Annotated in this window: 20 protein-coding genes and 2 pseudogenes; 11 read left to right on the forward strand and 11 right to left on the reverse strand. The window is 65.6% G+C overall.

Annotated features, from left to right (window positions below; all coding sequences use genetic code 11):
• Positions 1-228: 228 nt before the first annotated feature.
• From GGQ61_RS10750 to GGQ61_RS10775, 6 genes are all read right to left on the reverse strand, one after another.
• Complete coding sequence (locus tag GGQ61_RS10750) at positions 229-894, reverse strand: LPD7 domain-containing protein (RefSeq protein WP_183772294.1); 666 nt, start codon at positions 892-894, stop codon at positions 229-231.
• A complete protein-coding gene (locus GGQ61_RS10755) occupies positions 887-3,544 on the reverse strand; it encodes a type IV secretory system conjugative DNA transfer family protein (RefSeq protein WP_183772296.1) in 2,658 nt (885 codons plus the stop codon). Before GGQ61_RS10755 ends, GGQ61_RS10750 begins: the two co-directional genes overlap by 8 nt.
• A 126-nt stretch (positions 3,545-3,670) precedes the next feature.
• Entirely contained in the window at positions 3,671-4,630 is a 960-nt protein-coding gene (locus tag GGQ61_RS10760) for a FecR family protein (protein ID WP_183772298.1), read from the reverse strand.
• A gap of 5 nt (positions 4,631-4,635) precedes the next feature.
• Positions 4,636-5,166 carry an RNA polymerase sigma factor gene (locus GGQ61_RS10765; protein ID WP_183772300.1) on the reverse strand — a complete coding sequence of 177 codons (531 nt, stop codon included), beginning with the start codon at positions 5,164-5,166 and terminating at the stop codon, positions 4,636-4,638.
• A gap of 313 nt (positions 5,167-5,479) precedes the next feature.
• The gene (locus tag GGQ61_RS10770) at positions 5,480-5,785 is read right to left on the reverse strand and encodes a hypothetical protein (RefSeq protein WP_183772302.1); all 306 of its coding nucleotides are present in this window, start codon (positions 5,783-5,785) and stop codon (positions 5,480-5,482) included.
• Positions 5,785-5,997: a hypothetical protein gene (locus GGQ61_RS10775; RefSeq protein WP_183772304.1), complete on the reverse strand. Its 213-nt coding sequence runs from the start codon at positions 5,995-5,997 to the stop codon at positions 5,785-5,787. The genes GGQ61_RS10770 and GGQ61_RS10775 overlap by 1 nt, the downstream gene beginning before the upstream one ends.
• A gap of 474 nt (positions 5,998-6,471) precedes the next feature.
• Here GGQ61_RS10775 and GGQ61_RS22180 point away from each other — a divergent pair.
• The 6 genes and pseudogenes from GGQ61_RS22180 to GGQ61_RS10795 form a co-directional block, all read left to right on the forward strand.
• Positions 6,472-6,657: pseudogene (locus tag GGQ61_RS22180) on the forward strand (cold-shock protein); the annotation flags it as partial.
• Between the two features lie 96 nt (positions 6,658-6,753).
• A complete protein-coding gene (locus GGQ61_RS22620; RefSeq protein ID WP_409418342.1) occupies positions 6,754-6,984 on the forward strand; it encodes a cold-shock protein in 231 nt (76 codons plus the stop codon).
• A gap of 252 nt (positions 6,985-7,236) precedes the next feature.
• Positions 7,237-8,178, forward strand: coding sequence for a hypothetical protein (locus GGQ61_RS10785; RefSeq protein ID WP_183772308.1), 942 nt, complete (start codon positions 7,237-7,239; stop codon positions 8,176-8,178).
• 161 nt (positions 8,179-8,339) lie between these two features.
• Positions 8,340-8,492: pseudogene (locus GGQ61_RS22190) on the forward strand (transposase); the annotation flags it as partial.
• Positions 8,459-9,526 carry an IS3 family transposase gene (locus GGQ61_RS10790; protein WP_246370764.1) on the forward strand — a complete coding sequence of 356 codons (1,068 nt, stop codon included), beginning with the start codon at positions 8,459-8,461 and terminating at the stop codon, positions 9,524-9,526. The pseudogene GGQ61_RS22190 and the gene GGQ61_RS10790, both read left to right, overlap by 34 nt.
• Before the next feature lie 17 nt (positions 9,527-9,543).
• Positions 9,544-10,155, forward strand: a complete 612-nt coding sequence (locus GGQ61_RS10795; protein WP_183772312.1) for a hypothetical protein — start codon at positions 9,544-9,546, stop codon at positions 10,153-10,155.
• 75 nt (positions 10,156-10,230) lie between these two features.
• On the opposite strand, the gene GGQ61_RS10800 is transcribed toward GGQ61_RS10795, so the two are convergent.
• The 3 genes from GGQ61_RS10800 to GGQ61_RS10810 are packed head-to-tail and all read right to left on the reverse strand — an operon-like array spanning position 10,231 to position 12,565.
• Complete coding sequence (locus tag GGQ61_RS10800) at positions 10,231-11,223, reverse strand: DUF2971 domain-containing protein (protein WP_183772314.1); 993 nt, start codon at positions 11,221-11,223, stop codon at positions 10,231-10,233.
• A gap of 7 nt (positions 11,224-11,230) precedes the next feature.
• Positions 11,231-11,644, reverse strand: coding sequence for a hypothetical protein (locus GGQ61_RS10805; protein ID WP_183772316.1), 414 nt, complete (start codon positions 11,642-11,644; stop codon positions 11,231-11,233).
• A 3-nt stretch (positions 11,645-11,647) separates the two neighbouring features.
• Positions 11,648-12,565 carry a HEPN domain-containing protein gene (locus tag GGQ61_RS10810; protein ID WP_183772318.1) on the reverse strand — a complete coding sequence of 306 codons (918 nt, stop codon included), beginning with the start codon at positions 12,563-12,565 and terminating at the stop codon, positions 11,648-11,650.
• A 420-nt stretch (positions 12,566-12,985) separates the two neighbouring features.
• Here GGQ61_RS10810 and GGQ61_RS10815 point away from each other — a divergent pair, with 420 nt between their 5' ends.
• The 3 genes from GGQ61_RS10815 (at position 12,986) to GGQ61_RS10825 (ending at position 15,761) form a co-directional block, all read left to right on the forward strand.
• Positions 12,986-13,327, forward strand: a complete 342-nt coding sequence (locus tag GGQ61_RS10815) for a DUF3703 domain-containing protein (protein WP_183772320.1) — start codon at positions 12,986-12,988, stop codon at positions 13,325-13,327.
• Positions 13,328-13,411: 84 nt separating this feature from the next.
• On the forward strand, positions 13,412-13,633 hold the full coding sequence (locus GGQ61_RS10820) for a heavy-metal-associated domain-containing protein (RefSeq protein WP_183772322.1): 222 nt from the start codon (positions 13,412-13,414) through the stop codon (positions 13,631-13,633).
• A 10-nt stretch (positions 13,634-13,643) separates the two neighbouring features.
• On the forward strand, positions 13,644-15,761 hold the full coding sequence (locus tag GGQ61_RS10825; RefSeq protein WP_183772324.1) for a heavy metal translocating P-type ATPase: 2,118 nt from the start codon (positions 13,644-13,646) through the stop codon (positions 15,759-15,761).
• A 10-nt stretch (positions 15,762-15,771) separates the two neighbouring features.
• Here the strand turns inward: GGQ61_RS10825 and GGQ61_RS10830 are convergent, their stop codons facing one another.
• Positions 15,772-16,239, reverse strand: coding sequence for a transcriptional repressor (locus GGQ61_RS10830; protein WP_183772325.1), 468 nt, complete (start codon positions 16,237-16,239; stop codon positions 15,772-15,774).
• Positions 16,236-16,682: a MerR family transcriptional regulator gene (locus tag GGQ61_RS10835; protein ID WP_183772327.1), complete on the reverse strand. Its 447-nt coding sequence runs from the start codon at positions 16,680-16,682 to the stop codon at positions 16,236-16,238. Before GGQ61_RS10835 ends, GGQ61_RS10830 begins: the two co-directional genes overlap by 4 nt.
• Before the next feature lie 2,386 nt (positions 16,683-19,068).
• On the opposite strand from GGQ61_RS10835, the gene GGQ61_RS10840 reads away from it, so the two are divergent.
• Together GGQ61_RS10840 and GGQ61_RS10845 are read left to right on the forward strand one after the other, a co-directional pair.
• Complete coding sequence (locus tag GGQ61_RS10840; protein WP_183772329.1) at positions 19,069-20,325, forward strand: TolC family protein; 1,257 nt, start codon at positions 19,069-19,071, stop codon at positions 20,323-20,325.
• Complete coding sequence (locus GGQ61_RS10845) at positions 20,325-21,497, forward strand: efflux RND transporter periplasmic adaptor subunit (RefSeq protein ID WP_183772331.1); 1,173 nt, start codon at positions 20,325-20,327, stop codon at positions 21,495-21,497. Before GGQ61_RS10840 ends, GGQ61_RS10845 begins: the two co-directional genes overlap by 1 nt.
• Positions 21,498-21,523 lie beyond the last annotated feature (26 nt).

The following is a 21,523-nucleotide window of genomic DNA, read 5'->3' on the forward strand; positions in this document are numbered from 1 at the left end:
CCAAGGACGCGTCGCGTGGGGTCTTGGTCGCCTTGGCCTTGAGGGCGGGGCGTCTGGCCGCACTAAGCGGATGGAGATTCTGGCGGTCTCGTGGGAAGGGTGATGATGTCGTCGAACTCGCGCCGACGATTGTGCTCCGCCATCGTGCCCCTCCCGCAGGGAGGATAGTGCGCGCGCCCGCTCGGCCACAATCGCCTTGCGGATCGGTGGGGCGTTGCAGGTCATCCGTTAGCGGTTTCGACTGCGCTCCTTGCCGACTGGGCGCTCGCCCTGATCGCGTCCAACCTTGGTCGGCGCCGGCTGGAACCGGGCGCCGCGTTCGAGCCAATAGGCGATCCGAGCCTTGGCCGCGTCGAGCGCGCGCTTCTGGACTAGCGGGTCGGCGACCCGGCTGCGAACGACCGTCTCGATCATCGCCAGGCGCAAGCGGCCGTCGGGATCCGCCTGCTGCGCGGGAGCCTTGAACTTTTCCTTGTCCTTGGTCGCCGTCGCACGGCCCGCCTTGGCTTCCAGCCGGCGTTCGAGAGCCTGGATCTCCCGTGCGCTCGGACGGTAGCCCTTCGCCTCCAGGCCGGCGGTCCGCATCGCCAGCCACGCCTCGCGCCGAAAGGAGGGATCACCTGAAATGACGACAGTCTCCCAGCCGCGGTGCTGCGCGATCTCCGCCATATGGCGCAGGGCGGCCGGATCGGCGCGAGCGGCGATGAGGCGGCCGCCTCGGTCCCTGAACGCGGGCTGTTTGACGAGACGGTCGACGTAGAAGGCGATCCCGCCCCGTTCCGGTTCGGTCAGGTAGCGGCGACGGAGAGCGTCGGGAACATCGCCTGCGGTTCGAGAGCCGCCCCGACTAACTGGTCGCAGAACGACGTCCGGGGAGGGTTGGTCATCAGCCATTTTTCGGGCTCCTGGACCGTTCCACGCGCTCTGCAGGGATGACGCCGGCGTCGATCACCATCTCCACCCAAGCGACAAGTTCTTCTTCACTCGCCTCGGCCCTGAGGGGGGGCATGCCGATAGTCAGGGGATCGGGCGCGGCGACAGAAGGGACAACTGGGTCGTCCGGCGATCGCTGGGCGGGCTCGACGAGAACGCTGTCGCGGGCCGACAACGAGACGACGGTTGGCGGCGGACTGACCCGCCGACGGAAGGCGCTTTCACGGAAGTATCGGAGCTTGTGCCCGCTGATCGGCGCCATGCCGGCGCGAAACACGAGGAGGCGATCACGCGGCATTTGCAGGAGTTCCTGAGGCAGCATCAGGGGGCGCGGCTGATCCGTCACGGTCATGGAGCGAGCGCCGGGCGAAAGCCCGACGGGACGGCTGCGGGCCCGCCCCTCGAAGGTGTAGGTCCCCAGCCGTTGCGACAGCTCACGGGCCACCTTGAGCTCCTTGGGTGCGAAGACGATCTCGGCGCCGCAATTGGCCATGATGTCTTCGGCGAGCTCGGCGCCATAGACGAACCTCAGTTGGGCAGGGCTTTGCAGGACCGGGAGGAGGCGAAGGCCGTAGCCGGCGACGTACGAAAAGGCGTGAGCGAGGACGCTGGCCTGACCCAGGCGCGCGAATTCGTCGAGCAGGACCAGGACCGGAACCTGATGGCGGCCGCTGGAAGGTAGCGATCGGGTGTTGAGGTCGATCAGCTGCTGAAAGAGCAGCCCGTAGAGCGGGGCGACGCGATCGAGGTTGTCGGGCGAGGTGCAGAGGTAGACGGCCATCTGTCGGTCGCGGATTTGCCTCAGGTCGAAATCGCTGGTTTCGGTGGCCGCCACGACCCGGGGATTGAGCCAGAGGTTCAACCGCGCGGTGATGGTTTGTTTGATCCCCGCGAAGGTGTTTTCGGACGCCGAGCAGAAATCGGTCAGCGCCGCGGCGGCGCCGATTGATAGGCCGGGCGTTTCGGCGCGACGCCGCCTCAGGCATTCCGAGAGGCGGTTGCGAAGGTCGGCCGCCGTCATGAGGCGATAGATTTCCCCGAACGTGAAGGGTGTGGCCGGGGTGGCCGCTATCAGCGCGCCGACGCCGATGAAGCCTGTGCGCGCGGCCTCCGCCCAGAACGGGTCTGTGCGGTCGGGGGAGGGGAAGAGCATCACCGCGATACGCTGCAGCTCGTCGAGCACCGCGATCGGATCGTCCCTGTCGATGTGGCCAAGCGGATTGTAGCGGGCGGTCCGGCCTTCCGGATCCAGCGGATCGAAGCAGGTGACCTGCTGGCCGTGGGCCGCACGGAATCCTGCCGACGCCGCCCAGTTTTCCCGCTTGATGTCGAGGACGACGAGGCTGCCGGACCAGCTCAGCAGGTTCGGTATCACGACGCCGACGCCCTTGCCCGACCGTGTCGGGGCGTAGAGCAGCACGTGTTCAGGTCCCCCGAAAACCAGCAGGCGTCCGTTCTTCTTCCCCACGATCACGCCATAGGTGTTCCTGAAGCCTTCGCGCCGGATATCGGCTTCCGTCGCAAGGCGGGCTGAGCCGTGCAACGGCGGCCGCGGTCGCTTCAACATGGCGCCTGCCAGGACGAACGCCGCGCCAGCGCCGCTTGCCGCGCCGATCATCAACCAAGCCCGCACCTGCGGGGCGCTCCGGTTGTCCCAGATCCATAGCCCCGAGGCCCACACGTCGGTCGAGCTGCTGAGGCCGCCCAGGCCCGCGAGGGTGACGAGGCACCCTAGCCAAACGCCGATCAGGCTTGATGCGCTCGCCAGCGCGACAAGCTGGAGCGGCCCTACGGCGTCAGAACCGTAGAGGGCCGATGCGCCGTCCACCAGCACCTCGACGCGTTGCACAGCCACCACGGGGATGGCGGAAAGGTCGGCGAAGTCGCCCTTCGAGCCTGTGCCGGCCATCCGCCTGCCGTTCACGAGCACCAATGTAGCGTCGGTTCCGAGGCCGCGGAGGTTCACGCCGGTGGAGGCGAAGCTATTGGTGCCGAGAGGATCTGCGCCGGTCAGCAAGGTGGTCGGTGAGCCGCCACCGCCGCCGAAATTCTGCGGAAGGCTGGTGACCGTTTCGTCGAGGGTGGCGAATCCGCGCTTGGCGATGGCCTCGCTGTCGAGCACCACGACTTGCGAGGGGCCATCTTTGACGCCACGCAGGTGGCTACCAGTAACGACGACCTCGGCGATTTCCTCGGAAGCGCGGTGCGCGGGGATGATGGCCTCCGCTGACTGGACCGCCCCTTGTGGCTCGACCGACGACAGTGGCGTCAGCCGGCCGGCGGGGTAGGGAGCCGCCTTTGCGCGCAAGACGATGGAGCCGCGCGTGGTTCGATCGATCACGAGGTCGCTTCCGGCGATCAGGCGCTTGAGGGCCTCATCGGCCGTCAGCCGCCCCTTTACCGCTGGCGCATTTCGGCCGCTGACCAGCGACGCCGAATAGAGAAGCTGGCGTCCGCTCTGGTGCGAATAGCTGACCAGGGCTTGGTCGAGCGGTCCGGCGCCGATATCGAAGGTAATTTGGGCCGGCGCGGCGAGCGCAGCCGCGGGGGCTGCACTGGCGCACAACGCGAGCAGAAACGCCTGGGGGGCGTACGACTTACTGAACGACATTCATTCCCTCACCACTTGTGCAGCGCGTTGTCAGACGGCGAGCCGGCCTGATCGCGATGCGTTGTGAGGGATAGACACGCGGGCCCCAGGCAAACCCTGACGACCACCGCAAAGAAAACTATGGCTTCACTCCATTCGGGCGCGAAGCAGCAGATCACCGTCCTGCTCGGTGCTGAGGTCCAGCGCATAGAGGTGCGCGACGGCCTCGGCCAGGGCGTCGATATCTCCCGTGTGGAAGACGCCGTTCACATGGGCAGCGGCGATGTCGTTCGACGCGGCGAGCCGGATCTTGCGACGGCTGTAGCGGTTGGCTTCCTCGACGGCCGCCGAGAGCGGCAGGTCCCGAAAGACAAGGCGGCCGCTCGTCCAGCTAGTGACGGCGCTGGTGTCGGCCAGCACGCGCGGCCCGTCCTGGCCGGTGGTGATCTGCTCTCCTGGCCTCAACGTCCAGGCTCGGGACGAGCTGTCGTTCACGCGAACCTTGCCCTCGAGCAAGGTCACCCGGACCTTGTCCGCGTCGCGTCGAACGTCGAACTGTGTGCCGAGGGCTCGAACTTCGACCTTGTCGACCGACACGACGAACGGACGCTTCGCATCGCGAGCAACCGCGAACATCGCTTGGCCGCGAGCGAGCTCGACCCGCCGTTCGTCGCCTCTCATCCTCACGATCGCTCTGCTGTTGGTGTCGAGCGTCAAGGTCGAACCGTCGGCAAGGCGGACGGCGCGCTGCTCTCCGATCTCGGTTTGATAGACTGGGGCGTGCAGCAACCATCCGGCGGTCAGGGCGCCTGAGAGCGCGAGGACGGTCGCCGCGGCGAGCGCGAAGAGGCGGCGTGATGGTTCAGGCCGCCGAGTCGTCGTCCGATTGAGCGCCTCGTTAGCGGCGGCCCGGATGTCCGGATCTGAGTGCAGGGCGTCGCCACTGCGCCACAACGCCTCGACCTCAATGTAGGCCGCTTCGTTTGCGGGGTCGCTGCGCCATGCGAAGAAGGCGTCGAGGGTTTCGGCGCTGACGGAATGGGTGCGCAGCCTGGAGAACCAGGTCGCGGCGTCTTCCAGCACCTGTTCGTGTGAGTTGGCGGCCATGACGATTAGTCCGCGAGCTGTTGGGCGCAGAGAACCAGCGCCTTGGCGAGGCGCCACTCGACAGTCTTGATCGAGAGACCCAGGCGCTCGGCGATCTCGGCGTTGGTCATTCCGGTGAAGCGGCTGAGGATCATCACATCCCTGAAGATGACGGGGAGGGATAGAACGGCCTGCTTGAAGACAAGGGATTCAAGCTGACTGGGCGCATCGACGCCATCCACCGTCTCCCGTTCGAGCGTCTCGGCCAGCCGCCTGCGGGTCGCCTCGGCGCGGATCTGATTGCGGGCGAGATTGGTGGCCACCCGCAACAGCAACGCCTGAGGATGGCGTACTTCCTGGGCGGCATGAAAGGGGGCCACGCGAATATATGTCTCTTGGACAACGTCTTCGCCATCGATGCCGTAGCGTCGGCGAAGCATCGCCTTCAGCCAGCCTGAATAGCGTCGATAGAGGACCGACAGGCTCTCGACGTTGCGTTGGTCGGTGTCCACGCCGTTTGGCGTCAGGACTTCGCCCGAGGTGGGTTGGTGGGCCATGGCCTCGCCTTGATGCTGCGAGGCGCACGCCCGGATGTCCGGGTGTTGAGAACATGCTTGACCATGCGCCGACGCCTTTAGCCGCCGCTGGCGACCTGGACATGCGCGTCGGCCACGCCGGACAGAGGGCGTCGTGGACTTCTCAAGCGAGGTTCTCACGCCTCGGCGCCGCGGCCGCGGCGCAACCCTGAGTCTAAGTCGCGAGGTTCACCGAACGCAAGAATCTAAAACGTCCGAGGCGCCCCGTCCTGCTGCGACGCATTCGGTGCGGAGCCGCATTCTAAGGCTCAGCTTCGCGGGGCGCGAGGGGGGCCTAATTCCTGAGGCGGTTGCGCAGTCTTCGGAGCTCGCGCTCGTCAAGGTCGTCCGGATAGGCGAGGCGGGTGCTCCACTGATGGTCGCAGCACTTCGGACAGGCGTGCTTCACCTGGCTCGCGACGCGGGCGACAGGCGTCGTGAAGCCACCGTCGCCGCGCGCGTATAGCCGATCGATGACCCGCGCCACGTCATAGCCTTTGGACCAGCCGCACCGACCGCAGGCCAGCATCAGCCGGCAGCCGGGATACTTCTGCGCCTCCTCCAGCCGGGCGTCGCGAGCATGGGCGATCGGCAAAAGCATCAGCCGTGCGGCTTTCCAGAATAGAAGGCCGTGTCTCGCGTGAAATGGTAGGCGGCGGTTTCAAGCGCCTTCTGTGCCGCGGCCAGGATGAGGTAGTCGGTCCCGAACGGTCGGCACTTAGTCTGCAGGGCGATCAATGCGCGATGATATGGGCGCAAGGTCTCGAAGGCGGCCTTCGGATCGGTGACGCCGAGATATCGGATCTTGGTCAAAATGGGCTCCTAGCGAAAAATGAAGAGGGCAGGGCTTGAGGCGGCCTTCGCCGGTCCTGCCCGGATTTCTAGCCGTGCGGCTCTGGAGCCGCAGATGCACCGAACGCGGGATGCGAGGGCTGTCAGCGGGAGCTGCTCCAGGTGCTGGTGCAGCCAAGGGCTCGGGTCGCAAACGGCGCTACGCCGGCACGGCGGCGACAAGCACAAAGCGACGATGTGTCGATCTCGCGCCAGCGCATCGCCGAGAGCCTGGCTGGCCGCCAGCTTCGTGCGTTCTTCTTGAAGAGTTGATCCGTCTGCCATGTCTGCGCTCCCGCGCGAACAAAAGCAGAACATTTGGCGCTTGGCGACTCCGTTCCGGCTGTGGCGGCGGCGCCCCACTCCCGCTCAGCGCGAGAACATCTGGCTGCAATCCCGTAGCCAGGCGGCGCGCAGCCGGGCTAAATCCGTGGCTTCACAACGGAAGGGGCCGCCATGTCGCAAGGCGTCGTCAAATTCTTCAATGCCGCGAAGGGCTTTGGTTTCATCAGTCCGTCTGACGGGACGCCTGATATTTTCGTGCATATCTCCGCCCTGCACGACAGCGGCATCGAAGGCTTGAACGAAGGCGACGAAGTGAGCTTCGAGGTCGAGCGTGATCGGCGCTCTGGCAAGTCATCGGCCGTGGCGCTCTCAGTTCTGGCCTATGCGCCGGCGGGAGGTGGTCGTGGCCGCGGCGGCGGTTCCGGCCGCTCTGCGTCGCCGCCGCCGCGGGGGGTGAGCCGCGAGACCCTCGGTTCGGGCGCTGGTGTCGTGAAGTGGTTCAACCCGGCGAAGGGCTTTGGCTTCATTCAGCCGAACGACGGCGGCACCGACATCTTTGTGCACATCTCCGCCGTCGAGCGTGCAGGCCTGCGTGGCCTTGATGATGGTCAGCAGGTCAGCTTCGACCTGGAGCAGGACCGGCGTAGCGGTAAGCTGGCGGCGACGAACCTGAGGGTGGAGTAGGGCGCTGCCTCAGCAAGGCATCACGGTGGCGGCCCCTTGCAAGGCAGGGCCCTCACCATGAGCACTCCAGTGGCCCCACCTCGGCCGTCCCTCCGCATTATCCATCTCTCGGGGGGGCTTCGCGCGTTCGACATTGGCGATGCCGACGTTCGGGTTGGGCCCGACTACGGCTTGCATCTCCTGCAGTTCCCGACACAGCCCTATGCGCGGACCTACGCTGTCCTACAGGACATTGGGCTTGAGATACTCGGGGTGGACTTCATCAGTCATAGAAGTGCGCTGGTCGCTGGCGAACCTCCAGACTTCCAGGTCTTTTGGCCCCAGGCCGGTTTCGCGGAAATGGCGTGCGAGCGAGCGTGGTCGCAGGTGCGCCACGTGCCAGAGCAACGAGGGCCGGAGATCGTCGACATAGCGGGGCGATTTGCGACCTATCTTCGCCTGCTCAACCTACGGGTCCGCGAACTCAGCGATGCCTATCGAAATTGCCTCCGGTCGAAGCTCATTGACTTGGATGGTTCATACAAACGACCGCAAGACCGAACGCTCTTCGCGAATGGCTACCTCGTCCACATGGAGGCGGCGATCCATGCATTTCTCGCCGATGCCGCAGGGCTGCGCGATCTGATCGCGGAAGCCATTTGGCGTCTCGTGCTAAAGGAGGCCTCGCAAGACGTCACGACACTGGCTTCATTGCTCCGTCGAACCCGTTCGCGCTCAAATGCGGCTCCGCTGCTGACTGAAATCCATGCCGCGGGCGCCGACGGCGGCTGGCTCAGGGCCCTGACGGACCTTCGCAACGCCATTACCCATGTCGCGCCGCTCGCAAATTCGCACGAGCTACACTCGACGCAAGTACGGTTGCGGCCGCTACGAGGCGGCTCGGCGCCAATCGTCCACTATCCTCTGACAACAGCCGAGGGCGGACTGAGGCCACGCCCGTCGCCGGTTGATTTTGAGCAAGAAGCGATCCTCAAGGAGCGGCTCGAGGAGTATCGCGGCTTCGTCGACACAAGCGGCGACGCCTTGACCTATGCGCACGGTACTCTCCACGCCCTAGTCGCGCTCGCAAACAAAGTGCGCGAGACGGCCGGTCTCAAGCATCAAATGCTTACGATCACCGATGCGGACATCATTGGTCCGGTCCGTTTCTATGGCCGAGGTCACGATAGCTCGCCGGGCGATCCTCCAGAATAGGGTCGCGGACGTCCGCACGCATCTGCGCAACCCCTCGTGGCAGTAATCCCTTGCTACGCAAGGCAGTCCTTCAAATTTGCGCTGCGAACTTCCGGGTGGTTGACCTGCCCCTGAGTTTTTCCTCCACGCGGAGCTAGAGTCCGGCCCTTGAGAGGACGGACATGAAGCGAGCGAGATTCACGGAAGAGCAGATCATCGGGATCCTTCGGGAGAACGAGGCCGGAGCGAAGGCGGGGGAGCTGGCCCGCAAGCACGGCGTGTCGGAAGGCACGATCTACGCCTGGAAGGCCAAGTTCGGCGGGATGAGCGTGTCGGAGGCCCAGCGGTTGAAGGCGCTGGAAGACGAGAACCGGCGGCTCAAGTCGCTGCTGGCCGACGCCATGTTGGACAAGGCCGCGCTGAACGAGCTTCTCTCAAAAAAATGGTAGGGCCCGCCGCCGTGCGCCAGGGCGTCGCTCATCTGCGGACGGTGTTCGAGATCAGCGAGCGGCGGGCCTGCTCCATCGTCCAGGCGGATCGCAAGATGGTCCGCTATCGATCGTGCCGGCCGCCGGAGACGGCCTTGCGCGAGCGTCTGCACGCGTTGGCGGCCGAGCGGCGACGGTTCGGCTATCGTCGGCTGTTCGTGCTGCTGCGGCGCGAGGGCGAGACCTCGGGCAAGAACCGCATCTACCGGCTCTACCGTGAGGAGGGCCTGACGGTGCGCAAGCGTCGCTCCCGCCGCCGCGCCATCGGCACGCGGGCGCCGATCCTGGTCGAGGCGAAGGTCAACGCCCGCTGGTCATTGGACTTCGTACACGATCAACTCGCCGGCGGGCGGCGGTTCCGCATCCTCAACGTGGTCGACGATGTGACCCGCGAGTGCCTGGCCGCGATCCCCGATACCTCGATCTCGGGACGGCGGGTGGCGCGGGAACTGACGGCGCTGATCGCGCGTCGCGGTCGTCCCGGCATGATCGTCAGCGACAACGGCACGGAGTTCACCTCGACCGCCATCCTGGCCTGGGCCGAGGATCACCGCGTCGCCTGGCATTACATCGCGCCGGGCAAGCCGACCCAGAACGGCTTCGTGGAAAGCTTCAACGGCCGGATGCGGGACGAACTGCTCAACGAGAGCCTGTTCTTCAGCCTCGACCACGCCCGCCAGAAGCTGACCGCCTGGGCCACCGACTACAACACCAGCCGGCCGCACTCCGCCATCGGCTACCAGACCCCTGCGGCCTATGCCGCGCACCTGACCGCAACAGGCCGACCCGCTGCGCAACCTGACAGCTCCGCGCGCCGGCCTGTTGCTCCCACCGCGCCGAACGGCGTAACCAACCCGGAGACTCTGGTCCGCGCTGGATGAAAGATCAGGGGCAGGTCATGGTGCTTGCCCTAGTTGCTTCGCCCAGCCCAGCTTGTTTAGCTTCGGCCGCGATGATTTTCGACAGCGTCCCTTGGAAAGCTCAACTCGCGAAAGACGCCGCAGAGATCGATGCGTCCGCAGCTAAGCGCCCCTCGGCCAAGCGTTCGCTCCTCATTGAGCGGAATGTCTTTGTCGGGGCCTATGCCATTCGGAAGCTCGATGAGTCTTTCAGACTGTCGTCAGCGTTCCTCGATGAGCCAATCACTGTGAAGCACTATCCGGTGATCCGGAGTGGCTACTCACCGATCCGCCATCCGGACTTTGAGCGCTTCTTTGCAATGGAGCAGCCGCAAGCGCGATCGCTGACGCGTCGTCGCTTGCTGAACGTGTTGATCCACAGTGCAGTGTTCGTCGAAGTCCTCGGACCCCGCGGGCGTTGTCAGGGAGTCTTGGTCGCATCGGACCGTACCGTGAGGCACGGACTCTACGAAGTTGAGCTGCCGGACCTCACCAACCTGATGCGCCTTGTCGCGGCAGAGTTTCCGACTGTGATGACGATCAGAACCGCTGAGGATGGAACCTGGACAGTGTGGACGGGGCATGATCCGCCCACCTTACAGGACGATTAAGCGCTGGGCACTTTTGGCTAACGACATCCGCGCTGGCCTCGCGAATTGGCCTTTGCGAAGTCCGGTTAGGTAGCCCTAGAAGCCCGGGCCGCGATACGGGATCGTAGACAAATCGACCGGGATATCCGTGTATCCGTGGTGGTCGAGAAAGGTTCGGACGGAGCTGGCGATCAGCTCTTGGTGTGGCGATGGGCCGACCATCACGTTCTCAATGCTGACCGCGTTCTCCAGGCGATCTCCCGTGCATAGGTAGGGTACCAAGCCCAGCGGACTGGGGCGGAACTTCAACCCTCCAAAGTCGTCTGCTTCGGCGTGCGAGAGAACGACCCTGACTTCTGCTTCATGGCCGAAGGCCAGATTCTTAAAGCCGACGATGGCTCCGGACAGCGTGGAGGTAAGGCGCTCGACATAGTGCTGGTCATGATCGTCGGGCCAATGACCGCGCATCGCCTCCATGTCCGTGCGGTACTCGATTTCGAAGCGGCGTAGGAGCGACAGCACGAGCGCCTGCTTGGCTCGGGCGGAATAGAAGACACGATGCGGCAGCATCGATGATCCGTAGAACATCGGAGCTCGTTGTTTCTGGTGGTTCACGCCAACGCCGATGCACACGCCGCCACTGCCGCCGTAGCCGCGCCACTGTTCCAGGCTGTCGCGCAAAGTGGAAAAGCACGCAATCAGGTGTCCGACCTTCGGGGGGCGCAGAATGTTGTCGCGAACCGCCTTGGCGATGGGGCGGAAGGCGGGCACGCGAGAGCGACGAACAATCTGTGACAGCACCTCGGCCGCGAGTTCGGCGCCATGACGCATCTCGTGCGCATCGTTCAGGAAGCGGCTATCGCTCGCCCAAAATCCCCTGGATTCGATGATGCCCTTGAAGCCGCTGAGGCTGGTGTAGTGGTAGAGCGGCGGTCCCCACACGAGGATGTTCTCGCGGCGAGCCACGCGTTTCATCGCAGCTTCGTCATGCCGTTCCACTGGCCAGAATTGGGCCCGTAGGAACCCGGTGCGATAGGGGCGATTGCCAATGTACTGGACGTCGCCCAATCGAATCGTGCGCTCGGTCAACGCAGGCCTACAGCGCCAGGAGCCATCGACCGAACATGTCGCCATACCCGTTAAGGAGTGTGCCGCAGACGATCATCACGACGCCAGCCACGCGTTCGGCTATCACGGAGCGTCGAACTTCGGGGCGCCGTGCTTCCGCGCGTTTAAGGCGATCGGCCAGATCGGACATCGGAAAGAAGGCATGCACACGAGGCATTTGGCGCTGCACCGTGCTGGCGACGCCGTCGGTCAAGATGGGCCGCGCGGTGACAGCGATGCCCCATACCGTCAGCCATGACCCAGCTCGCTGCAGGACAACGACGTCCCGGGTCGCTTCAAACCACCATGCATGAGTAACCAATCCGACCCCGCCGACTATCAGCAGCAACAGATAGGCAAGGCGTCTGATTGGTTTCGTTGAGGCCTCGGTCAAACTGGTCATTGACTAGGCTCCAGCCTCTCTCTTGAGCGCCTCAAGCCGCTCCTGCGAAACCTCCTCCACGATCTCGCGCAGGCGGGTGGCTTGGGCGGCGAGCGCTTGCAGATCCTCCGCAGTGATATCGTAGCTGGTGGAGTAGCGGGCCTCGACGTAGGCGCGCTTGAGGGTTTCGAAGCGGCTGCGGTCGGCGCGATGTTCGCGCGGCCAGACGGCGATCAGGCGCGGCTCGTTCTGTTCGGCGAGGGACCGGAGGAACTTGATGTTGTGGGAGCGCGGGAAGTAGAGCGTCCGCACTAGCAGGAAGCAGGCGTAGGCGGTTTCGACGGCCTGGTGGAGATTGAACGCTGCCTTGTTAGGCCAATCGCCGACTTGGCCTTTTGAGCGGGCGTGCTCCGCCAACTCGAGCCACGACGCGATCGAGGTCTGCTGCCTCTCAAAGTACCCCTTCGCCAGGTCGTAGGCGTCCCGCGGCGTCGGCGGAGCAGGCATGGCGAGCGGGTGGCCGGGCAGCTCGTAGAGGACGACGCCGTCGCGGGCGATGTCTGTGAAGAAGTACTGACCTTTGGAGAGGGCGTCGTTCACCTCCTGCCGAGTGTGGACGATGATGTTGACCGTGCGGCCGACCTCCGGGTCGCGCAGGATCTTGTCTTCGGCGACGTACCAGTAGTCGGCGATGTCGGTCAGCTTCTCGTGGCTGACGATGACCAGCAGATCGTAGTCAGACTGGTAGCCGTTCTCCGGTTCGTCGACCCAGTCGTTGCGGGCGTAGCTGCCGAACAGGATGATCTTCAGCACCTTGCCCTGCTTGCGGAACGGCTGCGTGCCGCCCGCCACTGCTGCGTCGAACTCGGTGAGCAGTGTCTGGGCCACGCGCTCAAGTTCGCGCTGTTGCAGAGCGGGGAGGTGATCGGGGTCAGTTCTCATTCCGTTCGAGTCTCGCCAAAGCGGGGCAGTGTTGGCAAGCCCTATTGCAGGTAGAATAGCGCTGTCGGGTGGTTCGACCGCGAGGGAGACGGCAGACAGCGGGCGCTTCGTGTTCTCCCGGGCAGGCCGGTTTTTGGAGAGCCGGGTGTTGAGAACGTGCTTGAGACACGCGCCGACGCCTTTGGCCTTTCGGCTTGGACATCCGCGCCGGCCACCCGGCCGATCTCAGCCATAGCACGCCATCGGCGGCGAGCTACCCGGCGCCCACCGCGCGGTGGGCGTCCCTCGGCCGGCGTCTGCTCGGGCCTTCAGGCCCTGCGGATCACCGTGCTCGTGGAGACGCTTCTCAAGTTACCCGGCCGATCCTATGTGCATTCAAGCGGAGGTCGCTGACGCGGCGCCACGAATGGGGCAGGTTTGATGAAAACTCAGATGCGTCGCCAGGCTTTCGAACGCGAGGCTGCGGCCGCAAAGCGCGCCTTGGCCGTCGGCGACCTCGATGAAGCGTTTCGCCTGCTTGAGAGGGCCCACATCTTGGGTCAGCCCTGGGCAGGGCCCCATAGCTGGGCGCATTTTGAGATGCTCAAAATCGGATGGCGCAGGAGGGATGCTCGCGAGGTGAGCGGTCAACTGGTTCGCTTGGCGGCTGGCGGACTGTTGTCCTGGATGGGGCGGCTGCCCGCAGGCAACACGGGTGGCGCGAATGTGCCTGCCGAACAGCCGATGCCGCTGCCCGATGATCTCGCTGATCTCTGCCGCTGACTGCGGGGCCTAACAGCGGATTTATCGCTTGATCCTCGATTGGCTGGAGGAAGTACGCTGCTTCTCAGAATAGAGGAGCCGCACATGGACGAAGCACTGAAGGCCACCACGCTCACGGTTACGGGCATGACCTGTTCGGGCTGTGCGAGCAAAGTCGACACCGCTCTGCGCGGTCTCGAAGGCGTGCAAGACGTTTCGCTTCATTATCCCGATACGACGGTGGGCGTCCTCCATGGCGCTGCGGTCACGCCGGAGATCCTCCGGGATGCCGTGACCTCGCTGGGCTTCGAAGTCGCGGCGGCCTAGGGCGCGAGCGATGGGCGAAGGCGTTACGCAGGCGCGCTACCGCGTCACGGGCATGGATTGCGGCGCATGCGCTGCGAAGATCGACACTGCACTTCGACGAGTGCCGGGTGTCTCCGAGGTCGTGGTCAGCTTCCAATCTGGCGTGCTCTCGATCGCGCACGATGATCGAGTCGATGACGCCGCCGTCGCCAAAACACTGAGCAAACTCGGGTTCGGAGCTACTGCGCTGGCGTCAGGCGCCGGGCAGGAGGCGCGGTCGGCGCAGGCATCGTGGTGGCGATCAGCCAAGACGAGAGCGACGCTCCTGTGCGGCCTGGCGCTTGCGATCGCCTATGGTGTCGGACGGTTGGCTCCCGAAGCCGAGCGCTACGCCTTCATTGCGGCTCTGCTGGTCGGCCTTGTCCCAGTGGCGCGGCGGGCCTTCGCTGCGGCCCGCATGGGCAGTCCATTCTCCATCGAAATGCTGATGACGGTGGCCGCGGTCGGCGCCGTCATCATCGGCGCCACGGAAGAGGCCGCTGCCGTCGTTCTCTTCTTCTTGGTCGGCGAAATGCTCGAAGGGCTGGCGGCCAGCCGCGCGCGTCGGAGCATTTCCGATCTGGCCGACCTCGTTCCCAAGACCGCTTTGGTCGAGGAGGCCGGAGACACGCGGGTCGTCCAGGCTGAGCTCTTAGAAGTCGGCGAGATCCTTCTCGTCAGGCCCGGAGAACGGATCGCCGCCGACGGTGAAATTGTCGAAGGTTCGGGCGACATTGATGAAGCGCCGGTCACCGGTGAAAGCGTTCCGAAGCTGAAGGCCGCCGGCGATGGGGTATTCGCTGGGACGATCAACACGACCGGCGTACTGCGGGTTCGCGTGACAGCGGCGGCGGCCGACAACACCATCGCCCGTGTCGTGCGTCTTGTGGAGGAAGCACAAGAGAGTAAGGCGCCGACTGAGCGGTTCATCGATCGGTTCTCGAAAGCCTACACGCCGTTCGTCGTCCTGATCGCGATACTCGTCGCTATCGTCCCGCCGCTCGTGGGCGGCGCGGATTGGCAGATGTGGATCTATCGTGGTCTTGCCGTTCTGCTGATTGGCTGCCCCTGCGCTCTGGTGATCTCGACCCCCGCAGCGATCGCCGCCAGCCTGTCGGCCGGCGCGAGGCGCGGCCTGCTGCTGAAGGGGGGCGCGGTGCTCGAAGGGCTACGTCATGTGACGGCTGTCGCCTTCGACAAGACCGGAACCCTGACACAAGGCAGGCCCGTGGTGACGGATGTCGTGGCCTTCGAGCGTGGCGAAGAGACCGTGTTGGCGATGACGGCGGCCCTAGAGCGCGGTTCGAGCCATCCGCTTGCCATGGCCATTCTCGACCGGGCGAAGGCGCAGGGCGTTTCGATCCCCCCAGCGTTTATGGCGCAGGCGATTGCCGGCGAGGGCATATCCGGCAATGTCGCCGGGGAACCGGCGTTTTTCGGCTCGCCGAAGGCAGCGGTCGAACGGGCGCCCATCGATCGTCTCCATGCCGCGCGTATTGAGGCTCTAAACGCCGAAGGCAAGACCGTGTCGGTCCTGGTGGTGAATGGCCAGGCCATCGGACTGATCGCCCTACGTGACGAGCCGCGTGCTGACGCGCGCAGAGCTCTCGCGACCCTCGCCGAGCGAGGCATCCGGACGGTGATGCTGACCGGAGACAATGCTCGGACCGCCGCAGCAGTTGGCGGCGAACTGGGAGTGGAAGCGCGCGCTGAGTTGATGCCCCAGGACAAGCTCGCCATCGTCCGAGCGCTCCAGGCTGAAGGTCTGACGGTGGCGAAGGTCGGCGACGGGATCAATGACGCCCCGGCCCTTGCGGCTGCGGATATCGGCATCGCCATGGGCGGCGGTACGGATGTGGCGCTCGAGACGGCGGATGCAGCCGCGCTGCATGCACGTGTTTCGGACGTCGCCGACATGATCGCGCTCTCGAAGGCGACCATGCGCAACATCTATCAGAACATCACCGTCGCGCTGGGTCTGAAGGTGGTGTTCCTGGTGACGACTGTGATCGGCGTGACCGGTCTATGGCCCGCCATCCTTGCCGATACCGGCGCCACCGTGCTCGTCACGTTGAATGCGATCCGGCTGCTCCGTTGGCGCCCTGCCTAGACAGGCGCTCTCAATGGCAGCGAGGGCACAGGCCGCTGGCTTCGAGCATGACCCGCTCGACGAGAAAGCCGGCCGGCGCAGCGCAGGTCGCAGCTAGGCTTGGATCGGGCAAGCGTTCGACGGCGCCGCAGCAGGTGCAGACCAGCAAGCCCGCTGCACTCGTCCCGGAACTGTCGGGACACGCCATATAGGCGCCGAGGGTGATGACCTTCTGAACCAGGCCAATAGCCATGAGTAGGTCGAGGCTCCGATACACTGTCGGCGGCTTGGTCGGGCACCCGCCTTCACCAAATCGCTGGATCAGGTCGTAGGCCTTCACGGGCTGTCCCGCGCCCACCAGTAGTTCGTATGTCCGGCGGCGCGGCTCGGTCCAACTCTCGCCAGCAGCTTCACATCTCGCGCGGGCTTCGACCAGCGCCTGTTCCAGGAGCGCCGGGTCGGTAGGAGCGCGGTGGCTGTGAGGGCAGGGCGGGCTCACGCGACGGTGGCGGCCTCAGGTTCGGAGTGATCGCTTTCGCAAAGCTCGTGGTTGCTGAGCACTTCGATGACCCGGCAGTCGGAAACATGCCCATGGCAGGCGGCGGCGACGACCCGCTGCAACTCCCCACGCAGCGCTTCCAGCCGGGCGAGCTTGCTCTCCACGGCCGCAAGCTGCTCTGCGGCCAAGGCGTTGGCTTGGTCGCAAGGCTGTTCGGGGTCGTCGGCGAGCTTCAACAGCGTGCGGATGGCGTCGACGGAGAACCCCAGCTGGCGAGCGTGCTTGATAAAAGCGAGCCTCTGCAGCGTCTGGTCATCGTACACGCGCCGATCGTTTGGCGCGCGAACAGGCTCGGGCAGCAGGCCAATCTGCTCGTAGAACCGAATGGTTGTGACCTTGACGTCCGTGGCCTTGGCCAGCGCGCCGATGGACAGATGCGACATTGGAAGTTCGCTCCCGAGTATCTGACGAACATAGTGTGGCGATCCTCTAGAGCCTAGAGCTCACGCCGCGTGTTCGGGGCGGGGACCATCGGATGGCGAGAGTGTATTTTGTAACGCGTTCCCCAACCTGAGGACGGCGGCTATAGCGGTCGGGATGTTTAGGGCATGGCCAGGCTGGCGCGGACTCGGGATTGCGTTGCTTTCCGGCTTCCTGTTGCTCTTCACCCTTGGTCCGGGTCTCCAGAACCTAGTCTGCTCGGATGGCGCCGCTTCGGCCAGCGCCGCCCATCAGTTTAGCGATACGTCCACTGATCAGACGCCGACCGGGGACATCGACCCTGGCGCCGCTGTCCATGCGCATTGCGACCACGGCGGAGTTTCCAACCTAGCCTTAGCCTCGGTCTCCGTCGCACTGATCCCGGCGGGGGATAGACGCGCCTTGGATCGAAGCCGCGTGGCTTCCACAAACCGCCAGTTCGGCCTGGAACGCCCTCCCCGGGCCTGACGGTTAGCCGCCCGCCAATAGCGCCCAAACGCCCGAGTGTAGGGCGTTCGCTGCGCGACACGGCCTGAAGGCGGACCCGGTAGCGCGTCGCTCGATCAGGCGCGCTCGTCATCCCACGTTCGGCTTATCGGCGTGTCGACCAGACGCGTCAGCGCCTTGGCGTGGCCTCTCTAGTTCTGCTCGAATTCGAGGAACCGCTGCATGCGGACTTTCCAAAGGCGCCACCGACGGCGCCGTTCTCGCCGCGCCACGATGTGGCGCTTGGTGCATCTGGCTCTTGCGCTGGTGCTAGGCCTGATCTTGCTGTTCCTGATCGCTGGCCCAAGATCACCCGTCCCTGGCGTCGTCGCCAAGCGGGCGGTCGGGCCCGACGCGCCCACGACGAACGCTCAGGACGCCGACCGCGGCGCATGGCGGTGGGCGCCATGAGGCAGGGACGTCCGCCGACCAATCTTCAGCAGCAGTGTCTGACAGTCCCGCTGAACCGTCTGAAGCCGGCGCCTCGGGCGTTGAGCACGCCTAAGGTGGATGAGCGTACACTCGCTCGTCTGAGCTCGGAGATTGTCGGAACACGGTGCTATCCGCGGCTAGGGGTTTCGCCGGAGCGCGACGCGGAAGGCCACGGTACGGGGTTTTGGTGGGTTGAGGAGGGGGAGGAGATCCGCCTTGCCCTTCGACGCCTAGCGTTCCATGGGCGGATCAAAACGTCCCATCCCGTCCATTGTCAGTTGGAGACGCCCGACGACACGGGCCGCGTTGGCGAGCCTGGTGTCCTAGCGAGCTTGGAGGTCCGCGCTCAGGAGCCGTCGGTCGCGGCCGGGCTCGCCGCATCGCCCTCGGCCATGCTTCAGGCGGTGTTCGCGCAGGATCCGGAGACTGCCTTAGTCGCCACGCTCCACGCCTTCGTGGTCACGGTGTTCTTCGACGGGGATCGGCCCGAGGCGGCTCGCCCCTCGAGCGAAGTCGATCGGCGGCATGCGATCTGGCGACGGCGACTGCCAGCCGCCTCCGACGACCTTTTGCCTTACCTGATAGCGCTGCCGCCCCGGGCGCGCGCGCGACTGTTCAATCTCTGCCTCGACAGAGTGACGCTCTCGGGGGGGCGTCGCAATCGATCAGGCGATCATCCCGGCGTTACAGCGATGGTGCGAGCCCATCGAGCGGAGAGCGGGTAAGGGGCAGACGGTGTGTGAGAAGTGCAAAAAACATCTTGCTCCTCCACTGGCTGGAGCATGTAGCCTCGCTACATGATCCGCCTCCGCAATTCGCTCTTCGGAGCAAAGCAACTGCAAGGCCGCCTCGGCGTCCAGGCGGTCGCGCGTGCCGCGGCGGCGAGCCGGAATCGTGATTTTGTAACGTGTTCCCAAGGCTTCCGGGGGCACGTATAGGTCGCTCATGACTGGGATGGGGACATTCCCTCAGCACGCAAAGAAGCGCGTCGCGAACAAGGCGATACGCGCACGCGTGGGTGTCTCTAGCGGGGCGCACCTGGTCGTCAGTTTGATGGTGGCGTTGGCCGTTCTGCTCGGCGCGATGTTTTCGACATCCGCTGCGCACCTCAGTTTCGACAACGACGCGCCTGCTCTTCAGTGTGCAACTGAAGTTGCGGCGAAGTCGCCGGACACACCTGATGCCCCGGTCAAGAGTCGGGTTCTCGGGCTCTGCACGGGCCACTGCACGGCCCATATCCTGACCTTGCCGGCGAGTTCGCCGGCGGTGTTCGTCCTCTATTTCCTGCGCGCGAGTTGGTGGGCGACCAACGACTTGGTCGCTCAGGTCACGCGACCCGCCCTGCTGGAGCGACCACCCCGAGTTTGATGCGTCAGCGGCGCCGGCGATCGGCGCGCAGGACTGCATAGAAACTCAGGGATACCCAATTCCATGTCACTCTCCATGCGTGGCGGGCTGCGTTTTGCGGCCGCCAGCACCGTGGCGATCCTTACCGCCTTGGCCTCCGGGTCCAGCGCGGCCGCCGATCCCGCGCCTTCTTTTCGCGAGCTACTGACTCAGGCCCAAACTGCGGCACCCCAACTGGCAGAGGCGGCAGGCGAGGTTCGTCAGGCCGAAGGTCTTGCCCAGCAAGCCCGCGCCCGCCCCAATCCGACCCTTGGGTTGGATGTGGAGAACTTCAGCGGCAGCGGCCCCTATAAGGGCAGCTCCGAGGCCGAGAGCACGCTCTCGTTCGGACAGGCGCTGGAACTCGGCGGCAAGCGTAGCGCCAGGGTGGCCGCCGGTCGCGCGGGCCTCGAGGCGGCGCGCGCGCAATTCAGTCTGGCGCGAGCCGACTACGCCTTCGCTCTTGCGGAAGCCTATGCCGAGGCCGAGGCGGCCGAGCGGCAAGTCACTCTCGCCCAAGAGGGCCTTTCCCTCACCGAGGAGGTGCTTCGGATTTCCCAAGCGCTGGTGGACGCCGGCCGGGAGGCGGAGCTCCGCAGCCTGCAGGCGCGCAGCGCCGTCACCGGCGCCCGCGCGGCCCTGGAGGCGGCTCAGGCGGCGCGGGCCGGCGCCTTCGCCCGGCTTACCGCCCTTGCCGGATCTCCGGCGCCCTTCACGAGCCTGGGTGAGAGCTTGCTCACCAAGGCTGCGGCTGCGGCGCGCAATGTCGATCTTCTGACCACGCCCGCAGTGATCGCCGCGGAAGCTGAACGGGAGGCCGCCGCTCGCCGCGTGCGGGTCGAACGCACGCGGGCGGTGCCCGACGTGACCTTGTCGGCCGGTGTCCGCCGGTTCAGCGCGGATGACTCGACAGCCGTCGTCGCCGGGATATCCGTGCCCATCCCTGTGTTCGACCAGAACCGCGGCAACATCACCGCGGCGCAAGGCGAACTGCTCTCCGCCGAGGCTAGGCTTGCCCGTGCGCGCCTGGACGCCCAGGCCGAATTGCGCACGGCGCTGTTTCAGGTCGATGCGGCCCAGACTCGGGTCAGCGCCGCGGTTGAGACCGAACAGACCGCCCAAGAGGCCTACCAGCTCACACGGGTCGCCTACGAGGCCGGAAAGGCGCCCCTCCTTGAGCTCATCAATGCGCGCAGGTCCCTGGCCGAAGCGCGCACCCAGACCATCGAAGCCCAGCTGGCGCGTCTGCGCGCCGAAGCTGGCCTGGCGCGCCTGCAAGGCCGACCCCTCGGAGACCTCTGATGCCCCGCACCTCTTCCTCCAATTCCCAGCGGCAATGGCTGCTCGGCGGCGCTGCCCTCGTCGTCGCAACAGGCGTTGGCTTCGGCATAGCTAAGCTGACCACGCCCAAGCCCACGCCGACCGAGGCCGCCGCCGAGGCGCCGGCGGCGGCTCACGACGCCGATACACTGACGATGGGGCCTGAGCGCATCCAGGCCTCTGGCGTCGGTTTGGAGACCGTGGTGGCGGGCGGCTTGGCGTCGGAAGTGGTCGCCCAGGCCACGGTGGAAGCCGAGCCGACCGGCCAGGCGGTCCTGACCGCGCGCGCTGCAGGTGCGGTCGCTCAGATCACCAAGCGCCTTGGGGATCCCGTACGGGCGGGGGAAACCCTGGCCCTGGTGTCGAGCCGCGAGGCCGCGCAGATTTCGGCCGACCGCAGTGTCGCTAGCGCGAAGGTCGATCTTGCTCGCCGCATGATGGCCCGGGAGAAGCGGCTCTACGAACAGAAGGTCAGTCCGCGACAGGACTACGAAGCGGCGATGGCGGAGCTGGCGACCGCCGAGGCCGAGGCGCGCCGGGCGTCTACCGCCGCCGGCGCCGCGGCCGTGTCGAACGATGGGCGCTACGTGGCGGTAACCAGTCCGATCAACGGCCGCGTCACCGCGATGGCGGCCAGCCTCGGCGCCTATGTCCAACCTGAGACCGAACTCTTCCGGGTCTCCGACCCGGCCCGCATCCAGGTGGATGCGGCGGTGACGGCCAACGACGCGCGCCGGATCGCGCCTGGCGATCGGGCCATCGTCGAAACCAGCGGCGGTGAAACCCGGGCCGCTGTCGTTCGGGCGGTGACGCCTGGGGTAAGCGAGGAGACGCGGTCGGCGACTGTTGTCCTGACCCTCACAGATGGCCCGGGCGCCTTGCAGCTGGGTCAGCTGGTGCGGGCGCGGATTACGTCGCGGCAGTCGACCTCGGCGGGGATCGTGGTGCCTGAAGACGCTGTCCAGGTCATCGAGGGCCGCGATGCGGTGTTCGTGCGGACCACGACCGGTTTCCGTGTGCAGCCAGTAAGCGTCAGCCAGCGCAGCGGCGGGCGCGCGGTCATCCTTCAGGGGCTGAAAGGCGGGGAGACGCTCGCCGTCAAGAACGCCTTCCTCCTCAAGGCCGAGCTCGGAAAGAGCGCGGAAGAAGACTGACCCCAAAGCCGCATCTGGAGACACGC

This window comes from Phenylobacterium haematophilum, from assembly GCF_014196295.1.
GTDB lineage: Bacteria > Pseudomonadota > Alphaproteobacteria > Caulobacterales > Caulobacteraceae > Phenylobacterium > Phenylobacterium haematophilum.